The 23,802-nt window shown below is 59.8% G+C and carries 22 protein-coding genes and 1 tRNA gene; 12 read left to right on the top strand and 11 right to left on the bottom strand.

The window, feature by feature from the left end:
* Positions 1-2 precede the first annotated feature (2 nt).
* On the bottom strand, positions 3-758 hold the full coding sequence (locus tag ABID12_RS03770; RefSeq protein WP_354433158.1) for an IclR family transcriptional regulator: 756 nt from the start codon (positions 756-758) through the stop codon (positions 3-5).
* A 188-nt stretch (positions 759-946) separates the two neighbouring features.
* Between ABID12_RS03770 and ABID12_RS03765 the strand changes: the two genes are divergently transcribed.
* From ABID12_RS03765 to ABID12_RS03730, 8 genes are all read left to right on the top strand, one after another.
* On the top strand, positions 947-2,269 hold the full coding sequence (locus ABID12_RS03765) for an ABC transporter substrate-binding protein (protein WP_354433157.1): 1,323 nt from the start codon (positions 947-949) through the stop codon (positions 2,267-2,269).
* Positions 2,270-2,635: 366 nt separating this feature from the next.
* Positions 2,636-3,538 carry a carbohydrate ABC transporter permease gene (locus ABID12_RS03760; protein ID WP_106303397.1) on the top strand — a complete coding sequence of 301 codons (903 nt, stop codon included), beginning with the start codon at positions 2,636-2,638 and terminating at the stop codon, positions 3,536-3,538.
* Positions 3,535-4,401 carry a carbohydrate ABC transporter permease gene (locus tag ABID12_RS03755; protein WP_227023569.1) on the top strand — a complete coding sequence of 289 codons (867 nt, stop codon included), beginning with the start codon at positions 3,535-3,537 and terminating at the stop codon, positions 4,399-4,401. Before ABID12_RS03760 ends, ABID12_RS03755 begins: the two co-directional genes overlap by 4 nt.
* Positions 4,402-4,405: 4 nt before the next feature.
* Complete coding sequence (locus ABID12_RS03750; RefSeq protein WP_354433156.1) at positions 4,406-5,497, top strand: ABC transporter ATP-binding protein; 1,092 nt, start codon at positions 4,406-4,408, stop codon at positions 5,495-5,497.
* A gap of 17 nt (positions 5,498-5,514) precedes the next feature.
* Complete coding sequence (locus tag ABID12_RS03745) at positions 5,515-6,246, top strand: SDR family oxidoreductase (RefSeq protein ID WP_106303388.1); 732 nt, start codon at positions 5,515-5,517, stop codon at positions 6,244-6,246.
* A gap of 31 nt (positions 6,247-6,277) precedes the next feature.
* Positions 6,278-7,558: an L-fuconate dehydratase gene (locus tag ABID12_RS03740; protein WP_354433155.1), complete on the top strand. Its 1,281-nt coding sequence runs from the start codon at positions 6,278-6,280 to the stop codon at positions 7,556-7,558.
* Between the two features lie 335 nt (positions 7,559-7,893).
* A complete protein-coding gene (locus ABID12_RS03735; protein ID WP_354433154.1) occupies positions 7,894-8,745 on the top strand; it encodes a fumarylacetoacetate hydrolase family protein in 852 nt (283 codons plus the stop codon).
* A gap of 224 nt (positions 8,746-8,969) precedes the next feature.
* The gene (locus ABID12_RS03730; RefSeq protein ID WP_354433153.1) at positions 8,970-9,782 is read left to right on the top strand and encodes a 2-keto-4-pentenoate hydratase; all 813 of its coding nucleotides are present in this window, start codon (positions 8,970-8,972) and stop codon (positions 9,780-9,782) included.
* 152 nt (positions 9,783-9,934) lie between these two features.
* Here ABID12_RS03730 and ABID12_RS03725 read toward each other — a convergent pair whose 3' ends face one another.
* On the bottom strand, positions 9,935-10,993 hold the full coding sequence (locus tag ABID12_RS03725; protein WP_354433152.1) for a porin: 1,059 nt from the start codon (positions 10,991-10,993) through the stop codon (positions 9,935-9,937).
* A gap of 576 nt (positions 10,994-11,569) precedes the next feature.
* On the opposite strand from ABID12_RS03725, the gene ABID12_RS03720 reads away from it, so the two are divergent.
* A tRNA-Ala gene (locus ABID12_RS03720) sits at positions 11,570-11,645 on the top strand.
* A 40-nt stretch (positions 11,646-11,685) separates the two neighbouring features.
* On the opposite strand, the gene ABID12_RS03715 is transcribed toward ABID12_RS03720, so the two are convergent.
* Genes ABID12_RS03715 through ABID12_RS03700 form a run of 4 tightly spaced genes read right to left on the bottom strand, consistent with a single transcriptional unit; the run spans position 11,686 to position 14,088 of the window.
* Entirely contained in the window at positions 11,686-12,114 is a 429-nt protein-coding gene (locus ABID12_RS03715) for a DUF1178 family protein (RefSeq protein ID WP_106303372.1), read from the bottom strand.
* A gap of 4 nt (positions 12,115-12,118) precedes the next feature.
* Positions 12,119-12,991 carry a carbon-nitrogen hydrolase family protein gene (locus ABID12_RS03710; RefSeq protein ID WP_354433151.1) on the bottom strand — a complete coding sequence of 291 codons (873 nt, stop codon included), beginning with the start codon at positions 12,989-12,991 and terminating at the stop codon, positions 12,119-12,121.
* Positions 12,992-13,258, bottom strand: coding sequence for a glutaredoxin 3 (gene grxC / locus ABID12_RS03705; protein ID WP_106303366.1), 267 nt, complete (start codon positions 13,256-13,258; stop codon positions 12,992-12,994).
* A 44-nt stretch (positions 13,259-13,302) separates the two neighbouring features.
* Positions 13,303-14,088, bottom strand: coding sequence for a ComF family protein (locus ABID12_RS03700; protein ID WP_354433150.1), 786 nt, complete (start codon positions 14,086-14,088; stop codon positions 13,303-13,305).
* Between the two features lie 78 nt (positions 14,089-14,166).
* On the opposite strand from ABID12_RS03700, the gene ABID12_RS03695 reads away from it, so the two are divergent.
* Positions 14,167-15,051, top strand: a complete 885-nt coding sequence (locus ABID12_RS03695) for a methyltransferase domain-containing protein (RefSeq protein WP_354433149.1) — start codon at positions 14,167-14,169, stop codon at positions 15,049-15,051.
* Here ABID12_RS03695 and ABID12_RS03690 read toward each other — a convergent pair.
* Positions 15,035-15,976 (bottom strand): DMT family transporter, encoded by a 942-nt coding sequence (locus tag ABID12_RS03690; protein WP_354433148.1) that lies wholly within the window; start codon positions 15,974-15,976, stop codon positions 15,035-15,037. The genes ABID12_RS03695 and ABID12_RS03690 overlap by 17 nt on opposite strands.
* 100 nt (positions 15,977-16,076) lie before the next feature.
* On the opposite strand from ABID12_RS03690, the gene ABID12_RS03685 reads away from it, so the two are divergent.
* The gene (locus tag ABID12_RS03685; protein WP_354433147.1) at positions 16,077-16,946 is read left to right on the top strand and encodes a LysR family transcriptional regulator; all 870 of its coding nucleotides are present in this window, start codon (positions 16,077-16,079) and stop codon (positions 16,944-16,946) included.
* Here ABID12_RS03685 and mutT read toward each other — a convergent pair.
* The 4 genes from mutT to ABID12_RS03665 form a co-directional block, all read right to left on the bottom strand.
* A complete protein-coding gene (gene mutT / locus ABID12_RS03680) occupies positions 16,943-17,350 on the bottom strand; it encodes an 8-oxo-dGTP diphosphatase MutT (protein WP_106303351.1) in 408 nt (135 codons plus the stop codon). The genes ABID12_RS03685 and mutT overlap by 4 nt on opposite strands.
* Positions 17,347-18,111, bottom strand: coding sequence for a GNAT family N-acetyltransferase (locus ABID12_RS03675; protein ID WP_435528153.1), 765 nt, complete (start codon positions 18,109-18,111; stop codon positions 17,347-17,349). Before ABID12_RS03675 ends, mutT begins: the two co-directional genes overlap by 4 nt.
* A 133-nt stretch (positions 18,112-18,244) precedes the next feature.
* Positions 18,245-19,480: a bifunctional glutamate N-acetyltransferase/amino-acid acetyltransferase ArgJ gene (gene argJ, locus ABID12_RS03670; RefSeq protein WP_354433145.1), complete on the bottom strand. Its 1,236-nt coding sequence runs from the start codon at positions 19,478-19,480 to the stop codon at positions 18,245-18,247.
* 54 nt (positions 19,481-19,534) lie between these two features.
* Complete coding sequence (locus ABID12_RS03665) at positions 19,535-20,398, bottom strand: peptidylprolyl isomerase (protein WP_106303342.1); 864 nt, start codon at positions 20,396-20,398, stop codon at positions 19,535-19,537.
* A 351-nt stretch (positions 20,399-20,749) separates the two neighbouring features.
* Between ABID12_RS03665 and secA the strand changes: the two genes are divergently transcribed.
* Positions 20,750-23,521: a preprotein translocase subunit SecA gene (gene secA, locus ABID12_RS03660; protein WP_354433144.1), complete on the top strand. Its 2,772-nt coding sequence runs from the start codon at positions 20,750-20,752 to the stop codon at positions 23,519-23,521.
* Positions 23,522-23,802: the final 281 nt, after the last annotated feature.

The following is a 23,802-nucleotide window of genomic DNA, read 5'->3' as shown; positions in this document are numbered from 1 at the left end:
GCTTATTCCTCCGTGCGGCCCTTTGACAGGCTGGCTGCTGCCGCACGCACCAGCTTGAGTGTATGGGCCTGGTCCTCGCTGCTGTTGCGGTCGCGCCGCTCGGTATAGGGCGAGGTGATGACGGCCATCACCGTTCCGAGCGGGCCGATGACGGGGGCCGAGACATTGGTAACACCCGCGATCTGTTCGGATACCATCAGTGTGTAGCCGTCCTTGCGAATGGTTGGCAGCCGGGCCTCGATCTCCGGCGTCAACACCTCTCCGGCCCCTTTCAGCATCAGGGCCCGGTTTTCGGGAGAGGAAAAGGCCAGAAAGACAAGGCCGGAACCGGTCGAGGTCAGCTTGAGCCGGGTGCCGACCCGCACCGCGAGTGTCCAGTAGCTTGGGGCATCCACCTGTGCGACGACGATGGCCGCGTTCCGCTCGAAGACCACCATGTGGCACGACTGTCCGGCTTCCTGTGCGACCTGCTGCAGGAGCGGCATGGCCTGGTTGACGAGGCGCCTCAACGGCGGGCGGGCATGCACCAGCTCGAACATCTTCAAGGTAATCTCGTAGCGGTCCTCCGGTGTACGGCGGATATATTCGCGCCGCACCAGCCGGTCGAGCATGCGGTAGATCTCGTTCGGGGTGCGGCCGAGCGACTTGGCAATTTCCGCCTGGCTCAGCGAGCCGTCCGTTTCCGCGAGCAACTCGAAAATATCGAGTCCCTTGTCGAGGGCAGGGGCACGGTAACGGTCGGATTCATCTGTGGTCATGGTCGGTCCTCAAGCGGCGGGCGATGGCCTTCACCCTGAAATTTCTGCGAAACTGCCGCCCTTCCTGTCCAATATCAAGAGCGCCGTTGACGGCTTCGCCTAAATGGTGCTTATATACAAATAGACTTTTCAAATATGGAGGATCAAGTCTTTTCTGGCTTGAGTTATTGAGGAGGAGAAACATGCGAATGAAATATCTGAAGGTAAGCCTTGTTGCCTGCTGCGCTTTGGGCGGCCTGACCACTGCCGCGCATGCGGAGGATTTCGATTACGGGAGTTTTCCCGATTATACGCTGCAGGTTAAGCTGATCGGCGGCACGCAATACGAGAAGCTCTACACCCGCATTCCCGAGTGGGAAGAAATGACCGGCGCCAAGGTCGAGATCGTATCGTCGAAGAATCACTTCGACCTCGACCGTGAGATCAAGCAGGACATTGCCGCCGGTGACATTTCCTGGTGCGTGGGCTCCAATCACACCAGCTTCGCCCCGCAATACGGCAATCTCTACATCGACCTGAAGGACCACATTCCGCAGTCCGAACTCGATAAATATGTTCAGGGCACGCTGCAGGCTTCCACCGTGGATGGCCGTCTGGTGCAACTGCCGCGCGTGACCGACGTTTCCAACCTTTATTACCGCAAGAGCCTTTATGCCGACCCTGCAAACCAGGAGGCCTGGAAGGAGCAGTACGGCACAGACCTGGCGCCGCCGAAGACCTTTGACGAGTTCCGCGATCAGGTGATCTTCTTTGCCGATCCGCCGAACCTTTACGGCACAGCCTTTGCCGGCAAGGACGAAGGCATGTCGGGCCGGTTCATGGAAATCCTGCGCGCCAATGGCGGCGATATTTTCGATGAGGACATGAAGCCCGTCTTCAATTCCGAAGCCGGTGTGGAAGCGCTCCAGTGGTTCATCGACATTTATGATGCCGGTGCGGTTCCGGCCGGTACGGTCAACTACACCTGGGATGATATCGGTCAGGCCATGGCCGCCGGTCAGCTTGCCATCGATCTGGACTGGCCGGGTTTTGCGGCTTTCTTTGCCGATCCGGAAGCTTCCAAGATTTCCGATGACCTCGGCTATGCGGTTTCGCCCGTCGGAACATCCGGCAAGCGCGGTGGCTGGTCCGGTTCGCATTCCTTCTCCGTCACGCAAGATTGCGACAACAAGGATGCCGCCGTCTCCTTCGCCGTGTTCATGACCAATGATGAAAGCGAACTGATGGAAGCCAAGGCCGGCAATCTGCCGACCCGCACGGCCACCTATGACGAAGTGGTGGCGTGGTTCAACGCCAACGGCAAGGAAAACCTCGCCGAGATGTTCACCGTGTGGAAGGAATCGCTTGCCGATGCCCGCACGCCGCCGCTGATCCCGGAATGGATTCAGGTTTCCAACGTGCTGTGGCCGGAACTGCAGGCGGCCATCGTCGGCGAAAAGACGCCGCAGGAAGCGCTTGATGATGCCGCCGAGGAAGCGACCTACATCATGGAAGACGCCGGCTATTACTGATTGCCGGGCGTGAGCATTCGTCGCCGGCCTTGGCCGGCGGCCTCTCCAGAACCTCCACTTGCGTCATGCTCGGGCTTGACCCGAGCATCCAACCCTCGGGCCGCGAATGTGGCTTGGGCTTATTCGAACGAGGTGTTGCAAGGCACAGGGCAGCAGGGTGGCACCGCTCGCGTGGCGATGTGATTGGATCCTCGGGTCAAGCCCGAGGATGACGCGGGAGGTAAAGGTCTGGTGCCAACCACCAGGGCGTTTGAAGCTTTCGTCGGAAGGCAATATCGCCCTCGTCTTTTGTTTTTCACGCGTCCGGACGGAAAAGCGGTTTTTACTTTTCCCGGGCGCACTTCAGTGACCTTTTATGGGCGTGACATGAAATTTCTCAGGTCGCCGGCGGCGACGCCGTATCTTCTTCTTCTGCCTGCCATCGTCGTCATTCTGGCGGTGGTGCTGGTGCCGTTGCTTGTGTCCTTCTGGACGAGCTTTACCAGCTACAACCTCGTGCGACCGGATTCGCTTTATAATTTCGTCGGCCTTCGAAACTACAAGCGTCTTTGGGGCAATGACGATTTCTGGTGGGCATTCGGGCGCACCGTGGTGTTCATCACCATCGCGCTCAATCTCGAAATGGTCATGGGGCTCGGCCTTGCGCTTCTGGTCAACCGCATCACCTGGGGCCAGCGCACGCTTCGCACCATCATGATGTTTCCGATGATGTTTTCGCCCATCCTCGTCGGCTTTCAGTTCAAATACATCTTCAACGATTCCGTCGGTCTGGTGAACAATGCGCTGTTCTCGCTCGGCCTGATCACCAGGCCCATTCCGTGGCTGGTCAATGGCTGGCTTGCCAATTTCTCGATCATCGTCGCGGAAATGTGGATGTCGACATCGATTTTCGCCATCCTGCTGATGGCCGGTCTTCTGGCAATGCCGAAGGATCCGATCGAGGCGGCCAAGGTCGACGGCTGCAACGCCCTTCAGGTGTTTCGCCACATCACTCTGCCGTTCCTGATGCCGTTCATCTGGATTGCCATGACCATCCGTTCGCTCGATGTCGCGCGGGCCTATGACATGGTGAAGATCATGACCAATGGCGGGCCGGCCGGACGCACGGAGCTGATCTGGACGCTGATGACACGCACCGGCTACCAGAACTCGCAGATGGGCATGGCCAATGCCATGGGCTACATCTCCATCCTGCTGTCCATCGCCTTTACCATCATGTTCTACCGCAATCTTTCGAAGGCGCGTGTCTTCATGGGAGGGGCCCAATGAGCAGCGCAATGACGATTGAAAAGCCCTGGCAGCGCTGGCTGCTGAGACTGACGCTGTTCTGCGCAATGATGATCCTCGTCGTGCCCGGCGCCTGGGTGGTGCTGACGGCCTTCCGCCCCAATGTCGAGGTCATGGCGCGCCCGCCGATCTGGATCCCGCAGCAATGGACGCTCAATAACTTCCTCGGCATTTTCGGGCTTTTGCCCGAGCGCCAGCAGGGCCTGCCGGTCACCAATTATTTCATCAATTCGATGGTGATCTCGCTGACCTCGACCCTTGTCGCCATTCTCGTCGGCATGATGGGCGGCTATGCCTTTGCCCGCTACCGGTTCAAGGGCAAGGGCGCGCTGTTTTTATCCTTCATGCTGTCGCGCACGGTGCCGGGCGTGGCGCTGTCGCTGCCGCTCTTTATTCTCTGGAGCAAGATCGGGCTGATCGACACCAAATTCGGGCTTATCCTCGTCTATATGGCGATCAACATCCCCTTCACCATCTGGCTGACGGACGGCTTCTTCCGGCAGATCCCGGCTGACCTCTCCGAAGCCGCCCAGATTGATGGCTGCACCCGCTGGCAGGCGTTCTGGAAGGTGGAGTTTCCGCTGGCCCGTTCGGGGCTGGCATCGGCCGGTATCTTCGCCTTCCTGACGGCATGGAACGAGTTCGCGCTGGCAAGCCAGCTGACCCGCACCACCGCGTCAAAGACCATGCCGGTCGGGCTGATGGATTTTACCGCCCAGTTCACCGTCGACTGGACCGGGATGAGCGCCATGGCGGTGCTGATCATCATCCCCGCCCTCATTCTCACCTTCATCGTACAAAAGCATCTGATTGCCGGACTGACGTTCGGTGGTGTGAAAGGATAATCCCGTGGCCGAAGTGCACCTTTCCAAAATCGTCAAGCGTTATGGTTCGCTGGAAGTCGTTCACGGCATCGACCTTGAGGTCGCGCATAACGAATTCGTCGTTCTCGTTGGCCCGTCGGGCTGCGGCAAGTCGACAACGCTGCGCATGATCGCCGGGCTGGAGGAAATCTCCGGCGGCGAACTGAAGATCGGCGATCGTGTCGTCAATTCCCTGCCGCCGCGCTCGCGCAACATCTCCATGGTGTTCCAGTCCTATGCGCTTTATCCGCATATGACCGTGCGCGAAAATCTCGGTTTCGGGCTCAAGATCGCCGGCATGACGCCGGAGGATATCAAGCCGCGCGTCGATGAGGCCGCGGGTATTCTGGGGCTGGAAAGCTTCATGGACCGTTTGCCCGCCAACCTGTCCGGCGGCCAGCGCCAGCGTGTGGCCATGGGCCGCGCCATCGTTCGTCATCCGGATGTCTTCCTGTTCGACGAACCGCTGTCCAACCTCGATGCCAAGCTCAGAGGCCAGATGCGGGTCGAGATCAAGAAGCTGCATCAGCGGGTCAAGACAACTGTCATTTATGTCACCCACGACCAGGTGGAAGCGATGACGCTGGCAGACCGGATCGTGATCATGCGCGACGGTTATGTCGAGCAGGTCGGCACCCCGACCGAGGTGTTCGAAAACCCGGTCAACACATTCGTGGCCGGTTTCATCGGCTCCCCGCCGATGAACCAGCTTGACGGCGTGGTGGAGGCCGATGGCGCCCGGCTGGAAGACGGCACGCTTGTGCCTCTGCCTGCCGATATCGCGCCGAAGGTTTCCGAAGGGCAGAAGGTCGTGGTCGGTTTCCGCCCGGACGCATTTGCGCCAAAGGGCCATTCCCTGCATCCTGAAGACCGCTCCACCGAAATCAGCCTTCCGGTGACGATTTCAGAACCGCTCGGCACGGAGACCATCATTTACACCCGGCTTGGCGGCAAGGAGGTTCAGGCCAAGATGCTCGATCCGCACCCGCTGGAAGATGGCGAGACGCTGACATTCACTCTCGACCTCGAACGCCTGCATGTTTTCGACGGTGAAACCGGCCGAAGCCTGCGCGCCTGACCAAAAAGGAAAATCACATGACCGACCTTTCCGGAAAAACCTGCTTTATCACCGCAGCCGCGCAGGGCATTGGCGCGGCCTCCGTCATGGCCTTTGTAAAGGCCGGTGCGAAGGTCATTGCCACCGATATCAACGCCGAAAAACTGGCCGAACTGGAAAACGTGGAAGGGGTGACCACCCGTGTCCTGAACGTGCTCTCCGATGAGGAAGTGACGGCAGCGGCTGCAGAAACAGGCGGCGTCGACATCCTCTTCAACTGCGCCGGCGTGGTTCATAACGGCTCGGTTCTGGACATGCCCGAAGGCGACCTCGATTTTGCCTTCGACCTCAATGTGAGAGCGATGGTGCGGACCATCCGCGCTTTCCTGCCCGGCATGCTGGAGCGCGGCGATGGCGCCATCATCAACATGTCGTCCGTTGCATCCTCGCTGAAGGGCGTGCCGAACCGTTTTGCCTATTCCACCACCAAGGCCGCCGTTCTCGGCATGACCAAGGCAATTGCCGCCGACTATGTGACGCGCGGCATTCGCTGCAATGCCATATGCCCCGGCACGGTCGACAGCCCCTCGCTGCAGGAACGGCTGAAGGCGACCGGTGATTATGAAAAGGCGCGGGCCGATTTTATCGCCCGTCAGCCCATCGGCCGCATCGGCGCGCCGGAGGAAATCGCCGATCTCGCAGTCTATCTTGCCGGTGCGACCTACACCACCGGTCAGGCGCATGTCGTCGATGGCGGCTGGACTTGCTGAGATATCGAACGCATTTTAAAGGCTTACCGACATGACCACGATAACGGGCCTTTCGGTCCATGACCTGCGTTTTCCGACCTCCGAAAAGCTCGACGGGTCGGATGCGATGAACCCGGACCCGGATTATTCCGCTGCCTATGTCATCCTGAAAACCGACAGCGACCTTGAAGGTCACGGGCTGACATTTACAATCGGCCGCGGCAATGAGGTCGTCTGCGCCGCGATTGCCGCTCTTGAAGGGCGGGTGACAGGCCTTTCGCTCGACTGGATCCTTGAAAACCCCGGTCGCTTCTGGCGGCACATCACCGGCGACAGCCAGTTGCGCTGGATCGGCCCGGACAAGGGCGCGATGCATCTGGCAACCGGCGCTGTGGTCAACGCCGTCTGGGATCTGCTGGGCAAGGCCGCGAAAAAGCCGGTCTGGCAGCTTGTCGGCGAAATGACGCCCGAACAGCTGGTTTCGATTGTCGATTTCCGCTACCTCACCGACGCCGTCACGCCGGATGAGGCGCTTGAAATCTTCCGCAAGGCCGAAGACGGCAAGGCCGAACGCATGGCCGAGCTGAAGCTAAACGGCTATCCCTGCTATACGACCTCGGCCGGCTGGCTCGGCTACAGCCACGACAAGCTGCGCCGGCTTGCACAGGAAGCGGTTGATTCCGGTTTCACTCACATCAAGATGAAGGTCGGGCAGGACCGTGATGAGGATGTTGTGCGGCTGAAAATCGTGCGCGAGGTCATTGGCGATGACCGCACGCTGATGATCGACGCCAATCAGGTCTGGGAAGTGGACGAGGCCATTGACTGGGTCAATGCGCTGGCCCCCTTCCGCCCCTATTTCATCGAGGAGCCGACCAGCCCCGACGATGTTGCCGGTCATCGCAGGATCCGCGAAGCCGTGGCGCCGATCAGGGTCGCGACCGGCGAGATGTGCCAGAACCGCATCATGTTCAAGCAGTTCATTGCCGGCGGCGCTATCGATATCGTCCAGATCGACGCCTGCCGCATCGGCGGGTTGAACGAGGTGCTTTCGGTGCTGCTGATGGCGGCGAAATTCGGCCTGCCGGTCTGGCCGCATGCCGGTGGCGTTGGTCTTTGCGAATATGTCCAGCACCTTTCGATGATCGACTATCTGGTCGTCTCCGGCACCAGGGAGGGCCGGGTCATCGAATATGTCGACCATCTGCACGAACATTTCGTCGAGCCCTGCCGCATTGAAAAGGCGGCCTACATGCCGCCGGAAATGCCCGGCTTTTCCGTTGAGATGAAGCCGGAAACACTTCATAACTACGCGTATTCGGGGAAGGATTGAGGAAAGACGTTTGCATTCCCGCAGTTCATGCGGTGTTGTTCGGCACCCTTTCTGCCCTCTACGGCGTCATCCTCGGGCTTGACCCGAGGATCTGGTCACCTTGCCGCAGAAACGGCGCCGGCGATTCTCAAGACGGCTTTCCGATACGCCTGTCGCCGGTATAAAAGCCTGGATTCTCGGGTCAAGCCCGAGAATGACGCAAGTGGAGGTACAGGGGAATTTCGAGAAGGAAGGGGCAGTTGCTACGCTGTCTCGGCCTCTCCAGCATGAAACGAGCTTGCTGCCGCAAAGGCAGATGAAAGGCGCCCCGCGCGTCATGACACAGGAGAATTATCATGAAATTGCTTCGTCTTGGTGCCAAGGGCGCTGAACGTCCGGCCATCCTGCATTCGGACGGAACCTACCGCGACATTTCCTCTGTGGTTGTCGATATTGCCGGCGACGCACTGGGCGCTGCGGGGCTGGCGCGCATTGCCGCCGCCGATATCGCCAGCCTGCCGGTTTTGCCGCAGACAAGCCGCATCGGCGCCTGCGTCGGCAAGGTCGGCAAATTCATCTGCATCGGCCTCAACTATGCCGACCATGCGGCTGAAACCGGCGCGGACCTGCCCAAGGAGCCGATCATCTTCATGAAGGCGACCAGCGCCATTATCGGCCCCAATGATGATGTCCGTATTCCGCGGAATTCGAAAAAGACCGATTGGGAGGTCGAACTTGGCGTCGTTATCGGCAAGGAAGCCTCTTACGTCGATGAAGCCGATGCGATGGATTACGTCGCCGGCTATTGCGTCGTCAACGACCTGTCCGAGCGCGAATTTCAGGCCGAACGTTCCGGCCAGTGGGTCAAGGGCAAAAGCGCTGATACGTTCGGCCCGATCGGCCCCTATCTCGTGACCCGCGACGAGGTGGAAGACCCGCAGAACCTGCCTATGTGGCTGGAAGTCGACGGCCACCGCTATCAGGACGGCTCGACGAAGACGATGATCTTCGGTGTGCAGCATCTGGTCAGCTATCTGTCGCAGTTCATGAGCCTGCAGCCCGGCGACATCATCACCACCGGCACCCCGCCCGGCGTCGGCATGGGGCAGAAGCCGGAGCCGGTCTACCTCAAGGAAGGCCAGACCATTCATCTTGGCATTGAAGGTCTTGGCGAGCAGTCGCAGAAGACGATTGCCTGGAACGCTTGATCTTTATCCCGGCAGCGCGGGCGACATTGCGCCCGCGTCGCTGGAGCAGAAACAAGCCGGACCGGAGTATCGCCGGGCAATGCAATGGCCAAACCATCCGGGGTTGAGCGTGTGACCGCCTATGTCATGTCGCCGGCTGTCCACTCGCCTGTGGCGGCAATCGGGTGTAAAGCACCATGTGGGTGCAATGCCCGTTACGAAATTCCCGGATACTGGAAGAGATCATGACTGAAGAAGACATCCAAGACGTGGCAAGCGCTTTCGTCGAGGCGCGGCGTGCGGCGAAAATCCTTGATGCGTTCCCCGGTCCGCTGCCGGAAACGCTTGCCGAAGCCTACCAGGTTCAGGACAAGGCCCTCGAACTCGACGGCCGGCCGGTTGCCGGGTGGAAGGTTGCCGGTGTGCATCCCGACCTTCAGCAAAAGCTGGGGGCGACGCGGATCGTCGGACCGATCTTTGCCGAAAACGTCCATCGTCTTCCCGCAGGCGGCGTTGCCGCGGTGACGGTTTTTGACGGTGGCTTTGCGGCCCTGGAGGCGGAATTTACGGCAGTGCTTGCCCGTGATCTGGAGCCGAAGGCGGAAGGCTTTACCGATGAGGTCATCATGGCTGCGCTTGAAGGTATTCATGCCGGTTCGGAGATCGCGTCCTCTCCGCTGCCGAGCCTCAATGCCATCGGTCCCCTCGCGGTCGTCAGCGATCACGGAAACAATGCCGGTGCCATTGTCGGCCCTGTGATCGAGGGCTGGGACAGGCTTGAGCTTGAGACCATGACATCACGCATGCTGGTCAATGGCACGCTTGCCGGGGAAGGTTCGGCGGCCAAGCCAAGCGGTGGGCCGCTGGAATCGATCCGCCAGCTGGCTGAAAACCTCAAGGCGCGCGGTCGCATGCTGAAGAAGGGCGATATCGTGCTGACCGGCATGACCACCGGCATTCACGAAGTCACGCCCGGCGCGCATGCGCGTGCCGAATTCTCAGGCGCGGCGCCCTTCGATATCGACGTCAATGCAGCGAGCAACAATCGCGGCGCATAATTGTCGGTAGGGTTTCGCGCGATATCTTCATCACGGCAGGACCTGTCAAACGCGACCGGTCCTGCTCCGTGACGGCGAAAAAACACTCCCGGCGGAAAGCCGGGAGTGTCGGAGACATTGCAGGAAAAATGCGTTCCAGACGCCGGAAGCGTCTAGAAATCGCGTTCCAGGCGAACCCAGCCGAACCAGTTCTGCTGGTTCCAGTCATCGTCAAGAAAAGCATAGTTGACGTTGGTTCTGAGGTGGAAATCATCGACGATCTCCCAGTCGGCGGTGGCGCCGGCTTCCCAGAAAACCTTGTCATTGCTGGCCACATTATACTGTGCCTGCGGTGCCAGAATCAGGTCGTCAGTGACATTGAAGTAGTAGTTGGCGGCGACCGCGTATTTCAGATAGGTGTCCGCGATCGGTGAATCGTCCCAGTTCGCCGCAGTGAAATCCGGACCATAGGCGATAAAGCCGCTTTCGTAGAGACCGGCGATTTCCAGCGTGCCGGGACCGATGCCGAAACCGGCCCAGGGACGGATCGCATAGGTCTCGTTGTGGGTATCATAGGCGGCATCGAGTTTCAGGTAATTGCTGTCGGAGACAACATAGCCGAGACGGGCGGAAAGGCCGAGCTTGGCGAGGTCATCCGTGCCGACATCATCCGGCGTCATCGCGTCGACAGACAGCGCAGCCTGAAAATGGTCGGCGCCGTAATAGCCGAGGCGAATGGAGTTATAGCGGCTCACATTGTCGATATTGTCGAGTTCGCCCCAAAGGTCCTGGTTCCAGTAGCCCTTGATATAACCGGCGCGCAGCGCAACCGCGTTGCCGATCTCGATATAAGCCTCGTCAAATTTGACTTCGTCTCCGGTCCCGTTGGAATAAAAATAGAATTCCGGGACCATTCTCGATGTCAGCGTGCCGAGTTCAGTGTCTGTCTTTGCGGTGATCGCGAGATTGGCCTTCACATAGGGGTACCAGTCGCCATCCGCGCTGGACCCGGTCTGGATGCCGCCGAACTTGGTTTCGAAACGGACATAACCGCCAACGCTGAGGCAGGTCTCCGTGCCCGGAACATAGAAATAACCACTGCCGAAAGCGTCGCAGACTTCGACGTAATTGGCCGTCACGGGTTCGATCACCACAACCGGGTCTGCCGCATTGGCGCCAGTGGCGGTTGCGAGCATCGAAGCGGAGCCGATGAGCAATAATTTGGTCTTCATGGTCAGTACTCTCCAGAGCCCTTGGAAATCATCACTTGAACGCAGGAATGCCGTGACGCACTCGGTTATTTTTATGATCTATCAATTCCCGACGATTGCAGCACCGACTATACGTTTACTTGTTTCAAGCACAACTGCCGATGGCGGATTCTTGCATTGGTCGTGGAATTTTCACTCGGTTTGAGACCGGTGTGTTGTCATTCGGCAACTTTTTCCGTGTCGAATGGCGTATTTATACGACTTCTGTCAAATTTTCCATATTTATGAAAAATATAATAAAAACAACTTATTAATCCTGTGTTCATATAAGCGGAAATGCAAATGACGTCGCCATGGATAAAGCTGCCGATGGCCCTTGCCGCAGACGGGGAGAGCCTTTTCCGACGGCACATCGGGCTTTCGCCGCAACCTGATAACAGGCCCTGCAGTTGCAACCATGGAACATGCCCGACCGGTGCCTGCCGGGGCGGGGCTGCGGCAATCTGCCATCGGGTCCACACGCGATTTCGGCCTCGTTTGCGCGTCTTGATGCTTGCCTGACAAAGGCGTTTGGAGTATCAGCGTGGTCGCCAATATGGGGCCGTAGCTCAGCTGGGAGAGCGCTGCAATCGCACTGCAGAGGTCGGCGGTTCGATCCCGCTCGGCTCCACCATTTCCATAAATGGCCGCTTTCGCCGGATCGTCGCGTAAACTCAGTTCTTGTCTTCGGGCAGGGTCGGCAGCGGCATGATCTCGATGCCTTCTTCAAGCAGATCACGGACCTCTTCCGATTTTGCCTCGCCGATAATGCCGCGTTTTTCAGCCTCGCCGTAGTGGATCTTGCGTGCTTCTTCGGGAAAACGCGCGCCGACATCCTCGGAATTGGCGCGGATTTCCGTAACGGCCTGTTTCAGCTTCTCAAGCGCTTCCCGCTGGGCCTTGTCGACCAGCGCCGTCTTGCGCTGCTCCTGCTTGCGCGCGGTCGAGACCTGCGGCGCCATCAATCCCTTTGTGATCGATGCGGAATTGCAAACCGGACAGGTGAGAAGACCACTTTCGACCTGCCGGTCGAAGTCGTCGCTGCCGGAAAACCAGCCGTCAAAGGCGTGGCCGTTGTCACAGGAGAGAGAATAGTGGATCACGGGGTCAGTCTTTCGCTGTGGCCTTTTCGCCGGCCCCTTGGCTGTTGCCGCTTTCAAGAAGCGTGAAAGCACGGATGTTCTTCAGGTTGGGCACCTTGCCGCGCGCCTGGGCTACGTCATCGGTGTCGATTTCGGCGGTGATCACGGCTTCGCCCGCATCGCCGGCCTCGGCCAGAATGCGGCCCCATGGGTCGATGATGATCGAATGGCCGAAGGTCTCACGGCCGTCATCATGCTGGCCTGCCTGCGCTGCCGAAATCATGAACGCGCCGTTTTCGATGGCGCGTGCGCGCTGCAGCACATGCCAGTGGGCTTCACCGGTCTGTCTGGTAAAGGCGGCGGGGGCCGTCAGCACATCCGCGCCAGCCAGGGCATAGGCCCGGAAAAGATCGGCAAAGCGCACGTCATAACAGATGCCCATGCCGATATTCGCAAACGGCAGCCCGGCCAGATTTGCATTCTCGCCAGGGCGGTAGACCGCGCTTTCACGCCAGCTTTCGCCATTGTCGAGATCGACATCGAACATGTGGATCTTGTCGTAGCGTGCCGTAACCGTGCCATCAGGCGCAAACAGCAATGCGCGGTTGGCAACCATGCCGTCGCCCACGGCGATCGCGGTCGAGCCGATATGCAGGTAAACGCCGCATTCGCGGGCAAGGCCAGAGGCTGTGCGGACGATGACGTCCTCGTCCTCGCCCTTCAGTACGGCCATCAGCGCCTTGCGATCCTTCTGCACAGCGCCGGTCATTTCCGGCGTCTGGATGTATTGCGCGCCTTTCGCGGCGGCCTCATGCACCAGTTCGGACAGTGTTGCGGCGTTTTTCTCCGGCTCGGTACCGGAGCGCATCTGCAGGGCGGCGGCGGTGAAACGGGTCATTCAGTCGTCCTGTGCGGAAAGAAGCGGGTCGAGCTTGCCGGCATGCTCGAGGGCGAAAAGATCGTCGCAACCGCCAATGTGGCGATCGTCGATGAAAACCTGCGGAAAGGTCGAGCTTCCGTTGGCGCGCTGGATCATCGTTGCGCGGACGTCCGGGGTTTCGGTGGCGTTGTACTCGGTAAAATCGACGCCCTTGTCGGACAGCAGCTTTTTCGCACGGGTGCAGAAACCGCAAAATTCGCGCGTGTATATCTCGACATTCGCCATGGTGTTTCCGGTATCCTTTCGTTGAAAGCCTCGAGGTTCACCCCTCATATAGTTTCATCGAGAACGCGTGCAAAGGTCAAAACACTGATCTCGGCTGCCCCCTTGCGCCTCAGGGCCCGCGCGGCAGCCGAAACCGTGGCGCCGGTGGTGTAGACATCATCGATCAGCAGAATGGAGCGGCCGAATACCGCATCCTCACGGTCGGGTGAAAGCGCGAAGGCCCCGCGCACATTGTCCTCGCGGGCCGTGCGCGACAGGCCGACCTGTTGGCTGGTGCGCCGTTTGCGCCTGAGCAGCCCCGGCAGGAAGGGCTTGTCGGTCAGTTTTGCCAGATTGCGTGCCAGTTCGGCCGATTGGTTGAAGCGGCGCGACATCATGCGCGTGGGATGCAGGGGCACGGCGGCAATGCCGTCGCAGCGCGCGATCATCCCGTCATCTGCGCGGCGCATCCATTCCGCCATCATGACCGCAAGATGGGTATTGTCGCGATATTTGAGGGCGTGAACCAGATTACGCACCGTTCCGGAATAAAAGGCGGCCGAGCGCAGCCGGTCGAAATCCGGCGGGTTGGCAATGGCTTCCGCGCTGATGATGTCCGGCCCGAGATCATGTGAAAACGGTGTTCCCAGCACCGCACAATAGGGCCGTTCGATGAAGCGGATATCGCTCCAGCAGGCAACGCAGAGTGCGCGATGCGTGCCGGTGGTTCTCCCGCAGGCCGCACACACGGGCGGAAAGACGACATTGCCGAGCGAGGCCAGCGCATCGCGCGTCAGAGCGGCGGAACGGGCGCGTATCGTCTGAACTTTCCGTGGTGTGATCTCGTCCATGTCTTCAGGGTAGCGCGTTGACGGATGCTTTACGACTCCCTAATTGGCAGGATGAGTGAACTGGAAAGGCCGCTATCGATGGAACAGGTTTTCGATGCACGACGCGTGGAGGCGAACCGGCTGAAAGCCTGGCGCGCGGCAAAGCCCGGCGCCGATTTTCTGCTCGATCTCGTTGCCGGGGAAATCGCCGACCGGCTGGCCGTCGTCGAGCGGCAGTTCGAGCAGGCCGTTGAATTGCACGGGGTCACCGGCACGGTTGCCAGGGCAGCGCTTGCCACCGGCAAGATCGACCGGATGCAAAGGGTGGAAAGCGATGCGGCCTTTGCAAGCGTCGATACCGCGATCACGGTTGCCCCGCTGGAACTGCCTGGACTGAAGGATCAGTCGCTCAATCTTGTGCTGTCGCCGCTTGTGGCGCATCTGACCAATGATACGCCCGGCTATTTCATCCAGGCGCGCCGTGCCTTGAAACCGGACGGGCTGTTTCTGGCTGCAATCCCCGGTTCCGGCACGCTTGCCGAGCTGCGCGAATGTCTGATTACGGCCGAAACGGAGATTTATGGCGGGGTCAGCCCGCGTGTCATTCCCTTTGCCGATGTGCGCGATATCGGCGGTTTGCTGCAGCGCGCCGGTTTTGCGCTGCCGGTGGTCGATCAGGAGAATTACACCGTCCGCTACGATACGCTGTTCGACCTGATGGCGGATCTGCGAGCCATGGGCATGACCAACCCGCTGGCCGACCGCTCGACGCGGCCCGTCAGCCGGGCCTTCTTCCTGCGCGCCGCCGAACTTTACGCCGAACGGCACAGCGACCCGGACGGCCGTATCCGTGCCACCTTCTCGATCATCTATGTTTCCGGCTGGGCGCCGCATGAAAGCCAGCAGAAGCCGCTGAAGCCCGGCTCGGCGAAGGCGCGCCTTGCCGACGCGCTCAACACCGAGGAGATCAAGCTGAAGCGTTAGAGGCCTTCAGCCGCGGCAGCCTGCCGCTTGCCAGCAGAATGCCAAAGATTGCTATGGCAACGCCTGCGATCTGATAAAGGTCGGGCATCCTGCCGAACACGGCCGCAATCACGAGGGCGGAGACCGGTACGAGGTTGAAAACCACCGATGTTGCGCCGGGTCCCCGCCTGGCAATGCCGATCTGCCAGAAGATGTAGGCAAGAACGGAGCCGATAACCGCCATCCACAACACCGCGCCGAGTGCCGGTGCGGTTGATGCCGTGAGTGCTGTAAACGGCGTTTCGAAGAAGAAGGCGGCAAACAGAAGGACAAGTGCGCCGGCGGTCATCGTCCAGGCGGTGGTCTGCATTGGCGTTGCATCGGTCACGGCCCGCCTGCAGCCGATGGTATAGAGCGCCCAGGCGAGGCTTCCGGCCAGGATCAGGAGATCGCCGGATGTGAAGCGGGTTCCGGAAAAGGCCCCGACGGTCAGCGAAACCCCGAACAGGCTGATCGCCATGCCCAAAACGGCGCCGGCGGCGGGCAGGCGGCGTTGCAGGACGGCATCGATCAGGTTCGTGGTCAACGGGGTCGTGCCCATGATCAGCGCCGCGGTAACGGGACTTGAGGTCTGCATGCCCAGAAACAGCGCGGCATTGAACCCCGCCACACCGACGCAACCAAGCGCCAGATAAGCGAACAGGTTGCGCCGCAGCACCCTGAAATCCAGACCGCCGCTGAGGCGAAGCCAGAACAGAATGGCGATGGCGGCGATCGCAAATCGCAGGGCCGCGGCCGTCCATGGTGGAAGGCCGGACAGCGCAATGCGCGTTGCCTCGAAATTCGTTCCCCAGAAAATGGCGGAAAGTGCGCTCAGTCCCAGCGCCGATGTGTCGGTGATGGGAGCTTTGGCGTGATTGGGCAAAATGTCATTCGTTGCGGACATGGCAACCTCGTCTGTTTCAGATGTGCCGGGAGAGTGCCTTTCCGAAAAAGAGTATGATATATCGAATGTCGGTATATTGTTTTCCGAAAATGGAAGATCAGTGGGACAATTCAACTGGGACGATAATCGTGTTTTCCTCGCCCTTGCGCGCGAGGGCACGCTTTCTGCCGCCGCTGCGCAGCTCAAAAGCGGTGTGGCCACGGTCGCCCGGCGCATCGAGCGCATGGAGCAGGCGCTTGGCGTGCCGCTTTTCCTGAGGCATCAAAGTGGCTACACGCTGACCGATCAGGGCGAGGCCCTGCTTGCCCGCGCAGAGGCGGTGGAGCTTGCCGTCCGCAACATGCAGTTACAGGCGCACGACGATGTCGGCATTCGCGGTCAGGTTCGCGTGGCAAGCGTCGAAAGCCTTGTCGGCGGTTTCGTGGTTCCCGCACTTGCGCCGCTGCTTGCCGAAAACCCCGGGCTCGACGTCGAGATCACGTTTTCGACAACCGCCGTCAACATGCAGCGACATGATGCGGACCTTGCCTTGAGGATGGTGCGACCGGAGCGCGGCAATCTCAAGGTGCGTCAGCTTGCGACCATGGGGTTCGGTCTTTATGGCCCGTCAGACGGCGCGGTGCCCGCACGGGTCGTGACCTGGCCCTATTCGGAAAGCCTTGCAGTGCCGCTTGGCTGGCTGGATGCCTTTACTTCGGCAAATAGCGGACGCTTTACCGTCAACACCTTCGTCGGTCAGCTTGAGGCCGTGCGGCGTGGTGTCGGCAAGGCGGTGCTGCCGCATTTTCTCGCAGGCGAGGGGCTTCGGCTTCTTGAGGACCGGCTGCCGGGCGGGGGCGTGATGGAACGTCCGATCCTGCTTGTCACCCATGGCGATCTTATCGGTTCGCAAAGGGTTGCAAGTGTGGCGGATGCCATCGCGTCGGAAATCATACGCCGGAGACGCTTTCTTTCCGGCAGCGAGCGTTAGAGAAGATCCTGCAGGATGGGGATCAGCGGCTCATCGGCCGGCGGCATGGGGTAGTCGCGCAGGTCTTTCGCCCGTACCCATTTGATGGCCTGACCTTCCCTGCCGGAGGGAATGCCCTGATAGCGGCGGCAGACGAACAGCGGCATCAGAAGATGAAACGTCTCATAGGTGTGGCTGGCGAAGGTCAGCGGTGCGAGGCAATCAGGTTTTGTGGTAATGCCCAGCTCCTCTTCCATTTCGCGGATCAGGCTGGCCTCCGGCGTTTCGCCGTTTTCCACCTTGCCACCCGGAAATTCCCACAGACCTGCCAGGTTTTTGCCTTCGGGGCGCTGCGCCAGCAGGATGCGTCCGTCGGTATCGATCAGGGCACAGGCTGTGACCAGCAGCAGTTTCTTGTCCGTCATGTGTCGGCCTTTTCCCGCCAGTAGCGGTATCTGTAGGCTTCCGTGAAGCCGAAGGAGCGATAAAGGGAAAGTGCTGCGGCATTGCTTTCGGTAACCTGCAGCCAGACGGTGCGCGCGCCGCGGCTTTTCAGCCAGCGCAGCATGCCGGTCGTCAGCTTGCGCCCGTGTCCCGTGCGCCGCATTTGCGGGGCGACGGCCAGGGCCTCGATGCCGGCCATGTCGAAATCATGCACACACAGCCCGGCTGCAACCGGTTCGCCGTCATCCTGCTCACGAATGAAAAAGCCGTGGGCCGGCTTGATCGCCGTGATCACTTCGGCAAGGCCGGCGCGCGTCAGGTCTGCCACGGGATTGACCTTCAACGCGGCTCCGACGAAACGGCCGACATCCTGGCTCGGCAGCAGTTCCACCCCTTCGTCGGGTTGAAACGTGTCGAGCTCGAGGGTCATGACGACGGTCGTGTCGAAGGGTTCGGCTGCTTCGGCGGTGAGATATTCGACAAGGGCCGTCGGCGTCAGCGGTGTTTCGCGCACCAGAAGCGGGCGTCCGAAGGCAGCGTAATGACGGCGTGCCTTCTCGAACCTGATCTCGATATCGGAAATATCCGACTGATCGAGAACAGACAGGCTGTTTAGTCGTTTGGACGGGTGACCCGCTGTCAGCCGAAGCTGCCATGCCCCGTCATAAAGTACGTTTTTTGCCGGCCATGCGCGCAACCCCATGGCTTCAAGGCGACGCACAAGTGGAAGATCCGCACTCACCTGCATTCCGATCCTGTCGCGACGTTATCGTTGTTTTTGTTCATCTAGTCGGGATCGGGCAGGTGTGTAAATACAAGGCTTTCGCTTGAGGCGGCCGGTGTTGCCCGAAGGCAACGCGGCCACCCGGCGACGATCAGCTGCGATAATCGCCGTTGATGGCGACATAATCCTTGGTCAGGTCGCAGGTGTAGATGGTGGCCTGACCGCTGCCGATGCCGATATCGGCGCGGATGGTGATTTCGTCTTCGCGCATCACCGCAGCGGCGAATTCTTCCGTGTAGTCGGGATCGAGTTCGCCGTTGAAAGCAACGCGGATATCGCCGAACCAGATGGCGAGGCGGTCGCGGTCGGCCTTTTCCCCGGCCTTGCCGACAGCCATGACAACGCGGCCCCAATTGGCATCTTCGCCGGCAACGGCGGTCTTGACCAGCGGCGAATTGGCAATCGAACGGGCAATCACGCCGGCGGCGCGGTCGTCTTCGGCCCCCGTCACGCGGACGGTCACCATCTTGCGCGCGCCTTCGCCATCGCGCACGACCTGAAGCGCGAGGTCTTGCATCAGCGCATGAAGTGCTGCGCGGAAATCGTCAAGGCGCGGATCGGATGCGTCGCTGACCAGGTCCTGTCCGGGAGCCTTGCCGGTGGCAAAGGCCAGAACCGTGTCCGAGGTGGAGGTGTCGCTGTCAATCGTCACGGCATTGAAGCTTGCGCCCACGCCTTCGGCCAGAAGCTGCTGAAGGGCGCCGGCCGAAACCGCCGCATCGGTCGCGATGAAGGAGAGCATTGTGGCCATGTCGGGCGCGATCATGCCGGCGCCCTTGGCAATGCCGTTGAGGGTTACCGAAACACCGTCGATCGTGGCGCCGCGTGTCGCGACCTTCGGATAGGTATCCGTGGTCATGATCGCCCTGGCCGCCTCAAGCCACATATCGGGCCGGGCTTCCGCCGCCATGTCTGAAAGAACGTCGGTGAATTTCGAGGCGTCGAGCGGTTCGCCGATGACGCCGGTGGAGGCGAGGAACACATCGCTTTCGGCGCAATTGACGGCTTCGGCCGCGGTCTTTGCGGTCAGCGCGGTTGCCTCTGCTCCCTTCTTGCCGGTGAAGGCGTTGGCATTGCCGGAATTGACTACCAGAACGCGGGCCGAGCCGCCGGGAAGATTGGCGCGGCAAAGGTCAACAGGGGCGGAAGGGCATCTGGAACGGGTAAAGAGACCGGCAACGGCGGCGGTCTCATCGAAACGCATCATCATGACGTCTGTCCGCCCCTTGTATTTGATACCGGCGGCGGCGGTCGCAATCTGCACACCGTCGATCGGCGGCATCGGCGGAAACGATTTGGGGGCAAGCGGGGATACAGCGGTCGTCATGGCAGGCCTCGAAAAATCCGGCCCGCGAACAATGCGCGGGCCGGGTGGTTTTGATTACTGCATTTTATTGACGTTGTCGTAGGCCTCTTGCAAGTCCTTATCTTCGATCACGATCTTGTCGTCGGTTTTCAGCTTGCTGACGACCTCGTTATATTTCTCGCTGGCAATGAGCTGTCTGAGCTGCGGCTCGATCTGCTCGAACGGAACCGGCGCCTTTTCGCGCATGTCCTCGACCTCGATCACATGATAGCCGAACTGGGTCTTGACCGGGGTTTCCGTGTAGGCGCCGGGTTCGAGTGCGAATGCGGCTTCCTCGAATTCGGGAACCATCTGGCCCTTGGAGAAGTAGCCGAGATCGCCGCCATTGGAGGCGGATGGGCCGGTCGAGTGCTGCTCGGCGAGTTCGGCAAAATCTGCGCCGTCGTCGAGCTGCTTGATGATGTCCTGCGCCTCTTCTTCACTGTCGACCAGAATGTGGCGGGCGTGGACTTCTTCCTGTTTCGGAGCGTTGGCGATTTCCTCGTCGTAACGTTCCTTCAGCATTTCCGGTGTGATTTCAGAATTGATCTTCTGGTCGAAAAACGCGTTGTAAAGCTCTTCCTGGCGCAGCTCTTCCATTCGCGTCTTGAACGCCTCGGTTTCGTCGATGCCGTCCTTTTCCGCGGCTTCGGCAATCACCTTCATGTCGATCAGGCTCGAAAGCGCGATTGCGCGGACCTGTTCTTCAGGCATCTGGCCGAACTGGCCCTGGAATTTTTCCACCGTGCTCTGCAGTTCCGACTGGGTGATCGGTTCGCCGGCAACGGTTGCAACGACTGTCTCGTCCGACGCCGAACTGCTGTCCTGGGCGAAGGAGGGAACTGCGAAGCTGACGGTCGTCGCCAGAAGTGCCGCGGCTGCCAAATGTCTTTTCTGCATGAAATCACCTTTGTTGTGTTGTTTGGCGAAACCAGCTGTTCCGCCGTGTGCGCTGGTCGATCAGGCGCATGTGGTAAAAGCGCTGTCAGCCGTCAACGTGCCAGACCGAAATGTGTTGCATCCTTACAGCCTTTTAATGTGAAACGGCGCGCTGGAAGAGCGGCAACATACAAATGTGGCCATTGTGGTGCGGCGTTTGACGTTGACATCCCCCACCCCCCCTCTTATCTGTCTGCCAAGCCCGCGTCCAGTAAAGCACCGGAAAGCAAGCTGGACCCTGCTTGTCAGAAGTGCGTCTGTACGGCGCCACGTACAGGATAGATATGACAACGTTCGGAAAGAGCTATTGAAATGGTCTCACTCGGTGGCGTAGCCCGCAAATTGTTCGGTTCGGCCAATGAACGCCGTATTCGATCCTACAAACCCCGCGTGGCTGCAATCAATGCGCTTGAAGAACAGATCGCGGCACTTTCGGACGATGAGCTCAAGGCGAAAACCGAAGAATTCAAAAAGCAGATCGCCGAAGGCAAGAGCCTGGACGACCTTCTTGTTGAAGCATTTGCCGTTGCGCGGGAGGCGTCCCGCCGCGTTCTCGGCCTGAGGCCATTCGATGTGCAGCTGATCGGCGGCATGATCCTGCATGAAAACGCCATTGCCGAAATGAAGACCGGTGAAGGTAAGACGCTGGTTGCTACCCTTCCTGTCTATCTGAATGCGCTTTCGGGCAAGGGCGTTCACGTCGTCACGGTCAATGATTATTTGGCGCGGCGTGACAGCGAGAACATGGGCAGGCTTTATGGTTTCCTCGGCCTGACCACCGGCGTGATCCATCATGGTCTCGACGACCAGCAGCGCCGGGCGGCCTATGAATGCGATATCACCTACGCCACCAATAACGAACTCGGCTTCGATTATCTGCGCGACAACATGAAGATGCAGCGCGCCGAAATGGTTCAGCGCGGCCACAACTATGCCATCGTCGACGAGGTTGACTCCATCCTTGTCGATGAAGCGCGTACGCCGCTGATCATTTCCGGTCCGCTGGACGACCGTTCCGACCTTTACGTCGCCATGGACAAGGTCATTCCGACGCTGGATGAGGATGATTACGAAATCGACGAGAAGCAGCGCTCCGCCAACTTTTCCGAAAAGGGGATGGAGCGGCTTGAACAGCTTCTGACCGAGTCGGGGCAGATGAAGGGCGCTTCGCTCTACGACGTCGAAAACGTCGCCATCGTGCACCATCTCAACAACGCGCTGAAAGCGCACAAGATGTTTTCCCGTGACAAGGATTACATCGTGCGCGACGGCGAAGTGGTGATCATCGATGAATTCACCGGCCGCATGATGCCGGGCCGGCGTTATTCCGAAGGGCAGCATCAGGCGCTGGAAGCCAAGGAAGGCGTCAAGATCCAGCCGGAAAACCAGACGCTCGCCTCGATCACCTTCCAGAACTATTTCCGCATGTATGACAAGCTGGCCGGCATGACCGGTACGGCCGCAACGGAAGCGGAAGAATTCGGCAATATCTACGGCCTCGATGTCGTTGAAGTGCCGACCAACCTGCCGATCATTCGTCTTGACGAGGATGATGAGGTCTATCTGACCGTTCACGAGAAATATCTGGCGATTGTCGAGGAGATCAAGGCGGCCAAGGAAAAGGGCCAGCCGGTTCTGGTCGGCACCACCTCGATTGAGAAGTCCGAGCTTCTGGCCGCCGCGCTGAAACGTGACGGCATCGACGATTTCAAGATTTTGAACGCCCGTTATCATGAAAACGAGGCCTTCATCGTTGCCCAGGCCGGTGTTCCCGGCGCCTTGACCATCGCCACCAACATGGCCGGTCGCGGTACCGACATTCAGCTCGGCGGCAATCTGGAAATGCGGATCCAGGAAGAACTCGGCTATCTCGAACCGGGCACCGATATCGTCGTCAATGACCAGGGCGAACGTGTTGAAGTGGAACGCAAGTTCACGCCGCCCGGTCCCGAACGTGAGGCCAAGGAACAGGCAATCCGCGAGGATGTCGCCCGGCTGAAGGAACAGGCGCTGGCCGCCGGCGGCCTCTACGTGATCGCCACCGAACGCCACGAAAGCCGCCGTATCGACAATCAGCTGCGCGGTCGTTCCGGCCGTCAGGGCGACCCCGGCCGTTCGAAATTCTACCTGTCGCTGCAGGATGACCTGATGCGCATCTTCGGTTCCGACCGGATGGAAAGCATGCTGCAGAAGCTTGGCCTGAAGGAAGGCGAGGCGATTGTTCATCCGTGGATCAACAAGGCGCTGGAGCGCGCACAGAAGAAGGTCGAGGCTCGTAACTTCGACATTCGTAAGAACCTTCTGAAATATGACGACGTGCTCAACGACCAGCGCAAGGTGGTCTTCGACCAGCGCAAGGAACTGATGGATTCCGACGATATCTCGGACATCGTCGAGGACATGCGCCACGAAGTCATCGAAAACGCCGTAAGCCGCCGCATTCCCGAACGGGCTTATGCGGAACAGTGGGACGTGGCGGGCCTGAAGGAAGATTGCCTCCATATCCTCAACCTTGATCTGCCGATCGAGGAATGGGCCGCCGAAGACGGTATCGCGGAGCCCGAAATCCTCGAGCGGATCAACGCCGCAGCCGAAGAGGCCGAGGCGGTTCGCGCCAAGCAGGCCGAACAGTTCGGCCCCGACGTGATGAAATATGTTCAGCGTCAGGTCACCATGCAGGCGCTCGATCATCTCTGGCGCGAGCACATCGTCAATCTCGACCATTTGCGTTCGGTCATCGGCTTCCGTGGATACGCCCAGCGCGATCCGCTGCAGGAATACAAGGCCGAAGCTTTCGAACTGTTCCAGGCGCTGCTCGGCAATATGCGTGAGGTTGCTGTCTCGCAGCTTTCGCGTGTCCAGCTCGTGCGCGAAAACCCGCCGCAGCCGGAACCGGCTGTCGATCCGGCCCAACTGCAGGCAAGCCATGTCGACCCGGATACGGGCGAAGACGAGGTGGCACCCGCTGCCGGCGCCGCCGAGACGGCTTCACTGCCCGACGAGTGGAGAAACACCGGCCGCAATGACCCGTGCCCCTGCGGTTCCGGCCGGAAGTTCAAGCACTGCCACGGCCGGCTGGCCTGACCGGCGGTTCTGACTTCAAGCAAACGGCGCCTCGCGGGCGCCGTCAGACTGCTGATAAAGCTTGCCCCGCTCTCCTTCGTCGCCCTCGGGCTTGTCCCGAGGGTCTAAGCACGCATGAACGCGACAAGCGTATCGGGCAAAAAGTCAATTTAAAACAATCTATTTCGGATCACCAACACCGCTCGTGCTGAGCAGTGGTTAGATCCTCGGGTCAAGCCCGAGGATGACGTCCGTAAAAAAGACAGGCTTGTTCATTTATTTGCTCTTCCTTTTCTCCCTTG

The organism is Martelella mangrovi, from assembly GCF_040545495.1.
GTDB classification, from domain to species: domain Bacteria; phylum Pseudomonadota; class Alphaproteobacteria; order Rhizobiales; family Rhizobiaceae; genus Martelella; species Martelella mangrovi.
Note: the sequence above shows the minus strand (reverse complement) of the source record. Positions and strands in the feature narration are given on the sequence as shown.